Annotated in this window: 10 protein-coding genes; 1 reads left to right on the forward strand and 9 read right to left on the reverse strand. The window is 57.9% G+C overall.

The window, feature by feature from the left end; all coding sequences use genetic code 11:
• The first annotated feature begins 69 nt into the window (after nucleotides 1-69).
• Complete coding sequence (locus P1S46_08225) at nucleotides 70-351, forward strand: hypothetical protein (protein MDF1536469.1); 282 nt, start codon at nucleotides 70-72, stop codon at nucleotides 349-351.
• A 94-nt stretch (nucleotides 352-445) separates the two neighbouring features.
• On the opposite strand, the gene P1S46_08230 is transcribed toward P1S46_08225, so the two are convergent.
• The 9 genes from P1S46_08230 to tpx form a co-directional block, all read right to left on the reverse strand.
• Nucleotides 446-865: a hypothetical protein gene (locus tag P1S46_08230; GenBank protein ID MDF1536470.1), complete on the reverse strand. Its 420-nt coding sequence runs from the start codon at nucleotides 863-865 to the stop codon at nucleotides 446-448.
• A 61-nt stretch (nucleotides 866-926) separates the two neighbouring features.
• Nucleotides 927-1,142, reverse strand: a complete 216-nt coding sequence (locus P1S46_08235; protein ID MDF1536471.1) for a hypothetical protein — start codon at nucleotides 1,140-1,142, stop codon at nucleotides 927-929.
• Between the two features lie 152 nt (nucleotides 1,143-1,294).
• Entirely contained in the window at nucleotides 1,295-2,755 is a 1,461-nt protein-coding gene (locus P1S46_08240) for a TrkH family potassium uptake protein (protein MDF1536472.1), read from the reverse strand.
• Nucleotides 2,756-2,989: 234 nt separating this feature from the next.
• Nucleotides 2,990-4,348, reverse strand: coding sequence for a Trk system potassium transporter TrkA (trkA, locus tag P1S46_08245; GenBank protein ID MDF1536473.1), 1,359 nt, complete (start codon nucleotides 4,346-4,348; stop codon nucleotides 2,990-2,992).
• 256 nt (nucleotides 4,349-4,604) lie between these two features.
• Nucleotides 4,605-5,732, reverse strand: a complete 1,128-nt coding sequence (locus tag P1S46_08250) for an NADH:flavin oxidoreductase (GenBank protein ID MDF1536474.1) — start codon at nucleotides 5,730-5,732, stop codon at nucleotides 4,605-4,607.
• Between the two features lie 839 nt (nucleotides 5,733-6,571).
• Entirely contained in the window at nucleotides 6,572-7,678 is a 1,107-nt protein-coding gene (locus tag P1S46_08255) for a DUF3524 domain-containing protein (protein MDF1536475.1), read from the reverse strand.
• Nucleotides 7,678-9,303, reverse strand: coding sequence for an Ig-like domain-containing protein (locus P1S46_08260; GenBank protein ID MDF1536476.1), 1,626 nt, complete (start codon nucleotides 9,301-9,303; stop codon nucleotides 7,678-7,680). The genes P1S46_08255 and P1S46_08260 overlap by 1 nt, the downstream gene beginning before the upstream one ends.
• Before the next feature lie 48 nt (nucleotides 9,304-9,351).
• Entirely contained in the window at nucleotides 9,352-10,134 is a 783-nt protein-coding gene (locus P1S46_08265; GenBank protein ID MDF1536477.1) for a FecR family protein, read from the reverse strand.
• Between the two features lie 323 nt (nucleotides 10,135-10,457).
• Nucleotides 10,458-10,958 carry a thiol peroxidase gene (tpx, locus tag P1S46_08270; protein ID MDF1536478.1) on the reverse strand — a complete coding sequence of 167 codons (501 nt, stop codon included), beginning with the start codon at nucleotides 10,956-10,958 and terminating at the stop codon, nucleotides 10,458-10,460.
• Nucleotides 10,959-11,232 lie beyond the last annotated feature (274 nt).

Genomic DNA, 11,232 nt, shown 5'->3' on the forward strand with positions numbered 1-11,232 from the left:
TCAAGAAAAGACCCAAAAAAGGGCTTTCCGAAAAACTTACAGCAGCGTGTCAAGAGGTTTTCCGACACGCTGCTAGGGGGCGGAAATGTGGGGATAAACGCCGCCAGGGCCGCCTACGGCCTTGGAGCCGAGGTTGTGATCATCGACACCAGCCACAACCGCCTCACCTATATCGACGACATCTTCGACGGCAAGGTCGTGACCCTTATGTCCAACAGCCGCAACATCCGGGAGGCGGCCGCAGCGTGCGACATGCTCGTGGGGGCAAACACCTGGGACGGCCACGTGACCTGCCGGCCTGTGGCGGAAGCGACGGGGAGAGATTACAGGGCGGTGGAGGAACTGTTATAAGTGCAGAGTGCAAAGTGCAGGGTGTACAGTTTCCAAACAAAGGGCCGGGAGATCTCCCGGCCCTTTGTTTTTCTTAGAACTTGGTTCCCAGTTCTTAGCTCTCGATTTTTGTAATACTGTTCCCGTTGATGGTCAGCTTTTCGATCACCTTGCCCTCGGCCTTGACCGTGGCCTCCTCGTGGCATCCGAAGCTTTCAATTTCAATGGTGATGTCGGAAATCCCCAATTTTTCAGTGTAGTATTTTACCAGGTAGCCCTCGATCTGTTCGAGACGGGCTTTGCCCTCCCGGGGGTTGGCATCAGAGCCTCCGCAGCCCCCGCAACCCGCCGATGAACCGCACCCTGAGCCGTCGGTTCCGCATCCGGAAGATGGACCGGCGGCCTTGGGAGCCACTTCCCGAGCCACACCTGCACGGGCAACGGTATCCTGTCCGCTCTTGCTCTGAAGGGCAAAGACCGAGACCGAGACGAGAACGAGCGCTGCGACACTGCCCATGATGACGTACCTTTTCATTTCAATCCTCCATAAAACGCCTTCCCGTGAAACAGAAGTCGTTTTATCGAAATTGCTCCCCTCAGAGCCATTCACCTTGCTTATTAACAACCACTACAGTTTTAGTCAAGTTTTTGTTGTATTCCCCTGACTTACCACGCAAAACAACGCCCATTCGCTCCTGGCCTGGGAAAAAACCATATCCATGCCGGCTGCCGCGGCCGAAAAATACAGTGAGAAGCATACCGACAACGAGAACGACCGCCAGGATAACAAGGAAGATATCTGTCTTTTTCATGGTCGTTCTCGTTGAGTGCCTGGTGCCTGGTGTCTGGTTCTGGCAAACGAACGAAGCACAATGTACGAAGAGCGAAGAAAAAGTCCGTTGCTTCGCGCTTTGTTCTTCGCTCACGACCCGCAACCTGGCGGATATATCATCCGAAAAACCATTTATTTTCGCCAGGTTGCGGGTACGAACAGGATGAGAATGGAGTATAGCTCCAGACGCCCGGCCAGCATCAGGAAAGACAGGATCCACTTGCCGGGCTGGGAGATCCAGGCATAGTTCTCAACCGCCCCCACCTTTCCCAGGCCGGGACCGATATTGGACAGGCAGGCTACCGAAGCGCTGAAAGCGGTCACCAGGTCGGCGGATTCCGTCACCGTCATGGCAACCGTCCCCGCCGCGAAGAGGAACATGTAGATGATGATGAACGCCGCGGTCCTCATCACGTAGGCGTCGACCACCGGCTTGGAGTCCACTTTGAGGGGCATCACCACGTTTGGTGAAATGGCCTTGATGATGCTTTTGAAGGCTGTCTTGAAGGCAACATAAATCCTGATGACCTTGATGCCCCCGCCTGTCGAACCTGCGCACCCACCGACGAACATGAGCAGGACCAGGGAGATCCTCAGGAAAGCGGGCCACAGGTTGAAATCGGCGGTCGTATAGCCTGTGGTGGTCATGATGGACACCACCTGGAAGGCGGACTGGCGCAGGTTGACCTCGTTGAAGCCGCTCCCCCGGACACCCAGGACAACTGTAAACAGGGCGATGCAAACCAGGATGACGATGAAGTAGGCCTTGAACTCCTCGCTGTGCCAATAGCTTTTCAGCCGCCCCTTCAATCCCTGGTAATGGAGGAGGAAGTTGCAGCCGGCAAGGAACATGAAAAGGATGACGATCCACTGAACGGCGCCCCCGTAAGCGGCGATGCTGGCGTTTTTCGTGGAGAACCCCCCGGTCGCCATGGTGCCGAAGGTGTGGCACAGGGCATCGAAAAAGGGCATCCCCGCCATCAGGAGAAGGAGGACCTCGGCAACAGAGAGGATGAAGTAGACGTTCCAGAGGGTCTTGGCCGTCCCCTTTATCCGGGGACTGAGCCTCTCGGCCGTCGGGCCGGGCGCCTCTGCCCGGTAAAGCTGGTAAGCGCCCCGGCCGATGGCGGGAAGCAGGGCAACAGAAAGCACGATGATCCCCATACCTCCGAGCCAGTGGGTCAGACTGCGCCAGAACAGCACACCCCTGGGCAACCCTTCGACCTGTGTCAGGATGGTGGCCCCGGTGGTGGTAAACCCGCTGGCAGTCTCGAAAAAGGCGTCGGTGAAAGTCCCCGTGACACCGCTCAGGTAAAAGGGCAGGGCTCCCAGGAGGGACACGGCCAGCCACGACAGCCCGACCACAGCGAGCCCGTCCTTGGCGCCCATGATCTCGAAATCGTCGAGGGAAGCGGGAAGCAGGCGCCTGACGACCAGGACAAGAACAATACCCAGAACGATAGTGATGACAAACGCCCTGGTCTCCCGGCTGCCGGGATCGTCGGCAAGAGCCCAACCCAGGGGCAGCAGCATGGTCAGGGAAACCACCAGGAAGATCCTGGAAACGATGTTGAAAACCTGGCGTTTATGCATGATGGCAAATCTGACAGCTCATAGCTGAGTGTCAGCAGACAGCCTCCATTTTGCGATCGATACCTGTCGCGCCCGGGAAGGGCGCCCGGATCGATGACCGATTAACAGCAGCCGCGCCTGGGAGCGGCGCCCGGATCAGTGACTGAAATACAGGGCACTGATCCGTGAGGGAACCGGAAACCACGCTTTTCGGTTCCCGTTGAGCCAAAGTCCCACCCGGACTTTGGCGATTATTTAGAGAAGACTTCTGTGCGCAAAAAGCCTTTCCATCTGGGGGACCGAATCCTCCCGGCAGAAGACCACGACGGCCTCCCCCTCCTGGATACGGGTCTTCCCGTCCACCAGGTGAGCCTCCTCCCCTTTGTGCACGGCACCGATAATAGCGTTCTTGGGAATTTTCAGGTCCTTGATGGCCTTCCTGGTCACAGGGGAGTCGGCTTCCGGGATCAGTTCGAGGACCTCGGCCTTGCACTCCGGAAGCGTGGCCACATAACTGATCCGGCTTCCGCGCACCAAACGGAGGATCTGGTCGGTAGCCAGCAGACGGGGGTTAATGAAAGCGTCGATACCCAGCCCCGCCATGATGGGGGTGTAATCGGGCTGGTGAGTGGTGATCACCGTTGTTTTGGCCCCCATCTGCCTGGCCAGGACCGCGCTTATGAGGTTGTGATGATCGCTGGCGGAAACCGCGATGAAGGCATCGGCCACCTCGATCCCGCACTCCCTGAGGATATCCGCATCCGAAGCCAGTCCGTTGATGACGCGAACGTTGTCCAGCTCCCCAGCCACCTTCTCGGCACGCGGCCGGTTCTCCTCTAAAAGCACCACGTCCGACACTTTCTCCGAAAGGCTCCGGGCGAGGCTGGTGCCCGTGTTCGTCGCGCCGTAGATGACCACTTTTTTGGGGAGATGGACGCTTGGGTGAACGAAGGTGAGGAACTCGGCCAGGGATTGCTTCGGCAAAAGGACGTAGATCCTGTCTTCCCTCTCGACGGTGTCGTCACCCCGGGGGATGATGACCTCGCCCCCCCGGTTGATCGCTACTACGAGGAAGGGCCACGGAAAATCGGACTCCCTGAGGTCCCCAAGTTTCTCACCGTTCAGGGGGGAGTCATGAGGCACGTTGAAGGACCTCAGGAGAATCTTCCCGTCTGCAAAATCGGCCACCTCCCGGGATCCCGGCGCTGCCATGATCTTGACGATGGCCTGGGCGGCCACCTCGTCGGGGTTGATGATCTCGTCCACGTGGAAGTGGGAATGTCCGAAACGTTCGACGACATCGGACAGGTCCATGTCCCGGACCCGGGCAATCCTCTTTCGTGTTCCCAGGGCAGCTGCGAGAGAGCAGATAGCGAGATTCACCACGTCCGAGTTGGTCACGGCGATGACCATGTCCGCGTGGGCCGCTCCGGCGTTCTCCAGTATTCTGGGATCGAAAGCCGAGCCCGACAGGACACGGACGTCGAACTTCTCCGTGGCGCGGGCGGCCACGCCTGCTTTCTGCTCAATGAGAGTGACTTCGTGCCCTTCCTCGGAAAGGTACTTGGCGAGGTTGGAACCGATGACACCCGCACCGCACACGATAAGTTTCACGGGCTCATGCCCTTCCCATGAGTCTGCCTGAAATGGTCTGCAAACTCATGGATGAAAAAAGCCCTGGATATCTCCCTCAATAGCCCAACATCCGCGTTTACAATCATGTTTTCACCTTATTGACGGTTATTGACAGTGAGAAGGGTGACACAAGGGTGGGGAAGGGTCAAGAGGAGGAAAACGCCGGGAATAGGGAATAGGGAAGGATGAAGGATGAAGAAAATCATGGTGTTTTTACCCTTCTTCCTTCCTCCTTCTACCTTCCACCTTCCTCCTTCTGCCTTTTCTTTTTTTCCGGAACGCAGTAGATCCCTCCCTCCCGCATTCCGGGCCTGAAGCACAGGTTGCAGGAAGTACAGGTGGAGCGGTGGGCAGGATCACACCGCCAGATGTTCACCAGGTCCGGTTCCCGGATGAGGGGCCGGGACAGGGAGAACAGGTCCGCAGCGCCTTCGTCGAGGAGAGCCTGGATCACCGGGAAACTCCGCAGCCCTCCGACCAGGAGGACCGGGACACCCACTTCGGGCCTGATCCGGCGGGCGAAACCGGCATTGTACGCCTCGCGCTCCTCGCTGCTGATCATCTTTCGCACAGGGACTCCCTCCCCGGAGCCGGCCGTGCCGGCGCTGACCTCGATGGCGTCGATCCCCATGGCGTCCAGCCGCCGTGCAAAGTATACCGCGCCTTCGATCCCGAGACCGCCGGCAAGGTTGTCGGAACCTGTCAGCTTGATGATCACCGGAAAGCCGGGACCGACCTGTCTGCGGACGCTGCCGAAGATCTCCTCAAGTAACCTGAAACGGTTTTCCGGAGAACCGCCGTATGCGTCCTCCCGCCGGTTGGTCAGAGGGGAGAGAAACTGGTTGATGAGGTACCCGTGGGCGCCGTGGAGCTGAACGCCGTCAAACCCGGCTTCCATGGCCCTGCGGGCCGCCTGGCCGAACGCTTCAACCACTTCGGCGATCTCCCCGGCGGTCATGGCCCTGGGAATCCCGGAATAGAAAGGACTTTCAATAGCCGAAGGGCCCAGGGGAGCCTCACCGATGGTCCTGGTGGAGGTCTGGGCCCCGGCATGGAAAAGCTGGGCCATGATCCTCCCCCCGGCATCGTGGACCGCTTCAGCGAGGGTACTCAGCACGGGGATCTGCACGTCGCTGCACGCCCCGATGGCTCCGGTCATCTGGCGGCCCTTTGCGTGGACCACCGTGTAACCGGTGATGATGAGACCCACACCGCCGAGAGCCAGTTCACGGTAGAGGTCGGCCAGCCTCGGTGTCGGCCGGCCGAACTCGTCGCACATCCCCTCCCACGTGGCGCTTCGCACAAAGCGGTTGGGAAGTTCCAGGGTGCCTATTTTGATTTTGTCGTAAAGGGTCTTGCTCATAGCTTTATTGAACCTCGTTCCTTTTTGCGCTTGGAAAAACATACCCTCTGGATCAGCCACAGGGTTCGTGGCAACCAGAGGGTGTCATAAACAGCTAAACGGGTTGGTCTTTTAGCACACAGGGTTTGCTTTTGCAAGCGGGGGAAAGGCAGCTTATAGATGGTGCCCTGAAGCTCTATGCTGGGAACCAATGCGCGGGCTTATAGCCCAAACGCCCGGGATTTGACCGCAGAGCACGCCAAGAACGCGGAGAAAACCGGAGAACCATGGGGACAAGCGCGGGCTGGTGCCTTTAGGGCTTTAAGGTCTGCCTCGCGCCCGTTCGCCACGCCATGGCGTGACTCACTCAAGCCGCAAAGCCGCAAAGGAGATCACACCCTCACCGGATACGTTGAAAGACCTGACTGCCAGGATGAAAATTCATTTTCACCTCTGTGCATCAGGTCTTTCAACTTCTTTCCAAAGGAAAGCCCATTCCCCTGGAATGGGTCGGTGAGGGAAATGTTTCCTCTGCGTTCTTCCCCCTGATTTAAGGTTTTCCCCTGTGAAACCCTGTGTACCCTGTGGTGAGATACGGGCTTTTGCGCCGCAAGGCATGAGATCGCTCCCGTCTACGTCTTCGACTACGCCGTTGCAAGTCACCTGGTGTTTGCTCGCGAAGACAAGCATCACCCCAGTTCCTGGCTTTCTCCGTGTCCTCTGCCAGTCACGCCAGAGGCGTGATGCCTCCGTGGTAATAGCCCTTCGGGCATTTACGGCACACGCCCGAGTCTCCCCCCCCAGCTCTATGGTTTCCTCTGAGTTCTCTGTGCCCTCTGTGGTGATAGCTCTCCTGGAATTTATGGCACACGCCCGGACACTTCTTCCAAGATCTTTCTGTACTCCTTCGCCAGGACGTTCCACGAGAGATGGGTTAGATCCGGGGCCGGTGTAGCGCGGACAGCTTCGGGATCGGCGCACATCTGCTCCAGCCTGTCTGCCAGGATCTGTACCTCACCCTCTGCATCTTCTTCAAGTGACTGGTACCGGAACTCATCAGGGAAAAGCTCCCGGTAGGCCAGGCGGTCCGGGACCATGGGAAGGCACCCCGCGGCAACAGCCTCAAGGACGGCTATCCCCTGGAAGTCGTGCAGTGCGGTGGACACAACCACGTCCGATGTCGCGAGGATCTTTCGATAGCTGCTTTCATCCTCGACGAACCCCCAGGTAAGGACGCGATCCCCCAGACGCCTCCTGGCCTCGTCGAACACCGGCGGACGGTCCCTGAACTGCTGACCGACGACATGGACCTGGAACGGGATATTCCTGTCCATGAGTTCATAAAGCGCCTGGAAAAAACGGGCAGGCGCTTTATCGTGCTCCCACCTGTGATTCCACAATATCTTCAGGGGACCTTCAGATTTTCCGGAATCACAGGTATAAAATTCCTCTTCCAGAGGAACGGGAAGGACCTGGGATCTTTTCTCGATCGCTTCAACAATACCCGGAGGAACGCCATCGGGCATTACCGAGAGCAATTCCCGGGCGCCATCCAGTAATGTTCCCATGTTGTAACGGGAGTTGAACAGTATCCTCTGGGCGGCCAGGGCCGTATACAGGTTTGTGAGCTTGTAGTTCTGGTACTCCTTTCGCTCCCTCTGTTCGGGGTAGGCGAACTGGTTCTCGTGGAAATAGACCACGGTCGGGGTCGCGGCGAGAGCGGGAACGATCCCCTTGAGACCGGCCAGGTTGGTCATGGATGTAGCCAGGACGAGGTCGTAACCCCGGTTGAGGGTCTCCCCTTCCCCGAAAGCCCACGTCAGGGGGTTGCCCCTGGACCTCCAGGCGAAAAACCGCGGCGGCAGGGCCAGGACCGTCCATTGGATATCCGGAAGGTGCCGGACCAGTCCTTCACGCCACTGTCGATGGCTCACGGCGTCGTACGCGGAAAGGAGAAGGATGCGCATCAGGGTGTGTAGACCGTAAAGCCCTTTGGGCTGACCCCGTTTATGTAGGTGCTGCTCAGGTTGTCAATGGTACCCTGCACCGGATCGTATACACCGAGATGATTTTCAGTCGTCTGCCCAGCCAGGTTGCTGCTGTAAAAGAAAAGCCTTCCATCGAAGGGCGTCGTCTCAAAGGGATAAAGGTTGTCACTTCCAGCCACTGTGGTCAGGGGACTGGCTCCGTCGTGGGACCATATCCAGCTGGTATAATTATCATCACTGCCCCTCAGGTAAAGGTTGCCGTCAAGGATCGCGGGGTATGTTTCGCTACCGGAAACCGTGAACGGGGCCACAGCGTTGTCGGTCCACTTTGTGAAAGCACCCGCCGCCGAGACAGACCACAGTTGAGCAGGCGCTGTGGACCCCGGGGCCCCCATAGCCGTGAAGTAAAGTTCATTGTCATAGCAGATCATGTTGTACGGGGATGTAACCGTATTGGTAACCGTGTCGGCCGGGCTGGTTTCGTCGTAAGACCATAGGTATTCATAGGGGGCCGCCGCACCGTACCATCCGGCAAAATAGATCCTTCCGTTACAGACAGTAAGGTCCCGGGGCGACAAGGCGGTCTCCACGGAGATATTCGTCTCCTGATTCAGGCTTTGCATGACGGGGTCGTAGGACCACAACTGTCTTCCCTGCCCCTGAAAACCAGAAAAATAGATTTTGCCGTTATAACTTGTGAGATAATTCGGTGACATGGCGACCGTACCAGTGACCGAGTTCCAGGAACCGGAACCGTTCGTGGACCAGAGAAACGATGGTGTACCTCCCGTTCCGGCGAAGGTGCTGACGTACAGGAGGCCATCATGAACGAGCATATCCCCGGCTGCGGCCCCCTCAGTTATAAATGAGTACTGACCCAGGTAGGGATCGAAGGAAAAGAGGAAGTTGGCCTCGAAGCTGGCATCAGTGCCGATAAAATAGATCCTGTCCTGATAGGGCTGTCCTCGAAGGGCCTGCTTTATGCCGATGGCACTCGTCCCCTGGGCGCTTCCTGGAACGGTCTGGATGGGATTGATCCCATCGTAACTCCACAGGTGGAACATTCTGGCGTCGTCATCTCCTCCGAAATACAGCTGGGGGGATGTTACCTGGGGCAGAGTCACTGTCACATGAACAATCGCCGTATTGCCCCATGCCTCCTGGTCGCCCACGTGGTAAGTAAAGCTGTCGGTGCCCACGTAACCCTGGTCGGGTGTGTAGGTGACAACCCCACCTTCGGGATAGGTTCCCCGATATGCCGACAGGTTCCCATGCCAGGGAGGAGGTGGTGGGCCATCCCAGAGTGGTGGCACGGCCACCTCCCAGTGAAGACCATCGCTGCTCGATTGGTCTGGATCACATGCCAGCATGTCGATATCAAGGGGAGTGTCCAGCTGGGTGAAGAGCTGCCTGTAGTATGCCCTTGGCAAGCTGTTTCCAATGGCCAGCGGTTCGGGAAGGGTATCGGCGTAATAGCCGGGGCAAAAGGATGGTGCCGCCTTGCTGCTGTCAGGACCTCCACTGCTACATCCCGTGGTCAGCAAAAAGGTACCGGCGATCAGAACCGGTCCGATCCATCCTGAAACTCTTTTTTTAGGCCACATGGTCTATCTCCCTCGGTTAAAAATGCATGGCGTTTGCAGACGGGAGGTTCAATAGTAAATGGGATTCCCGTCACTGTCTTCCACAGGATCGCATTCCGGCTCACCGCCGTCGTCACCATCATTGTTCTGGTTCAGGGTGCTCAAAAGTGATCCTTTGGCCGGCAGGGAGCTGAGGTCAACTCTGTAACCGCCCCCCTTTTCCCAGTCGCCCCACGGGTCGCCGGAAGGATCGAAATCTTCCGTGTCGCCGAACCCTTTCCGGTCCTCGACACCCATGGTCTTGCCCCTGCCGAGCCTTGTCCTGGTCCCCGAAGTCCTGTCGGTATCCGTCACCTCGACCACCCCCGAGAATACCGCCACCCGGGTCAGGTTCTTCGGTTTCTGGCGCAGGACCGCGAAGAGGGTCCCCTTCACGCCCGCGATGACGTTGGTGGTCTGGACCTCGAACCCGTTCTGCACCCCCCTCTTCCTGATCTTGAAAAGGCCGGTGCCGTCTTCCAGCTCGACCCGGCGGATATCCTTCTTCTCTCCCTCGTCCGCCACCTCCGGCACGATGATCACCGTGTTCTCGTAAAGGCGCATCTTGCCCGTGGCGCACGAGATCTCGGCTTTCGACTTCGGCCCGGTCTTTACCGCATCGCCCGAAGCCAGCAGCCGCCCGGCTTCGGCCGCCTCCCACCCGGAAGCGCCAGCCCCTTTCACTGTCACATCCCCCTCCACGAAGGAGACCACCGGGGCCACCACGGGAAAATCAAAGGAGGCCATGGCAAAAACAGCTGATGGAAAAAGCAGAACAGCTGTCAGCGCGACCAGCAAAAACTTTATTTTCATCGCCATCCATCCTTTCGTGTATATGCCATCAGTTTAACTGATGATAATCCGGTATGCATTTGGAACCTTATTGGAACCGGCTCATTTATAACGTAACCGTTGAAGCACCTGTATCCAGGCGGCCCCATACCATGGTCGGATGGCCGGTTGCCGAGAGATCAAGATGGTTCGCGATCCTGGGCCCCTCGGCGAGATCAGGGGGGTGCCGTGCTGTGATCCTGAACAAGGAGCAGTTCAGACCAATTCCCCTTGCCACAGGTAAACAGTGATCCAATCCCCCTCGATATAGCAACGCCGGGACACCATCGGCGCCCGGATCCCGGTTATCTCAAGACAGCAAGGGCAGCTTCGTAATCAGGCTCCCTGGTGATCTCCGGGACGAGCTCCGTGTAGATCACCTTTCCCCGCGTATCGATGATGATGATAGCACGGGTCAGGAGGCTTTTCAGCGGCCCGTTCATGATCCTGACCCCGTAGCCGTTGGCAAAGGCCCGGTAGCGGAAAGCAGACAGGGTCTCGACGTTGTCGATCTCCTCGGCGCCGCAGAACCGCTTCTGGGCGAAGGGAAGGTCCTCGGAGACGCAGAGGACTTTTGTATTCTGAAGGCCGGCGGCTTCCTCGTTGAACCGGCGCACGGACATGGCGCACACCGCCGTGTCCAGGCTGGGGAAGATGTTGAGCAGGAGGCGTTTACCGGAATATTCGGCCAAAGTTACATCGGTGAGGTCGTTCCTCGTGAGGGCGAAATCAGGGGCTTTCGTGCTGAAGGGCGGCAGGTCGCCCACGGTGTTGACGGTCTCGCCTTTGAAGGTAACTGTCGCCATATCAGATTCTCCTTATAAGCAAATTCAGAACAACATTGATAGGGTCGCAAAAAGTCCGATCCGGGACTTTTTGCTCAACGGGAAGGGAAAAACGTGGTTTTCCCTTCCCTCACGGATCGCTGACATATTTAACGGTCATCGATCCGGGCGCCCCGCAAGGGGCGCGTTGATGGACTTTTTGCGTGTCCATCAACTGTGATAGGGTCGCAAAAAGTCCGATCCGGGACTTTTTGCTCAACGGGAAGGGAAAAACGTGGTTTTCCCTTCCCTCACG

The sequence above is a fragment of the bacterium genome (assembly GCA_029210545.1).
Classification (GTDB): Bacteria; BMS3Abin14; BMS3Abin14; order BMS3Abin14; family BMS3Abin14; genus JARGFV01.

Excerpts from the sequence above, each read along its gene's own strand:
- P1S46_08230 (MDF1536470.1), bottom strand. The coding sequence starts at position 865 with ATGAAAAGGTACGTCATCATGGGCAGTGTCGCAGCGCTCGTTCTCGTC.
- P1S46_08235 (MDF1536471.1), bottom strand. The coding sequence starts at position 1,142 with ATGAAAAAGACAGATATCTTCCTTGTTATCCTGGCGGTCGTTCTCGTT.
- P1S46_08240 (MDF1536472.1), bottom strand. The coding sequence starts at position 2,755 with ATGCATAAACGCCAGGTTTTCAACATCGTTTCCAGGATCTTCCTGGTG.
- P1S46_08250 (MDF1536474.1), bottom strand. The coding sequence starts at position 5,732 with ATGAGCAAGACCCTTTACGACAAAATCAAAATAGGCACCCTGGAACTT.
- P1S46_08255 (MDF1536475.1), bottom strand. The coding sequence starts at position 7,678 with ATGCGCATCCTTCTCCTTTCCGCGTACGACGCCGTGAGCCATCGACAG.
- P1S46_08260 (MDF1536476.1), bottom strand. The coding sequence starts at position 9,303 with ATGTGGCCTAAAAAAAGAGTTTCAGGATGGATCGGACCGGTTCTGATC.
- P1S46_08265 (MDF1536477.1), bottom strand. The coding sequence starts at position 10,134 with ATGAAAATAAAGTTTTTGCTGGTCGCGCTGACAGCTGTTCTGCTTTTT.
- tpx (MDF1536478.1), bottom strand. The coding sequence starts at position 10,958 with ATGGCGACAGTTACCTTCAAAGGCGAGACCGTCAACACCGTGGGCGAC.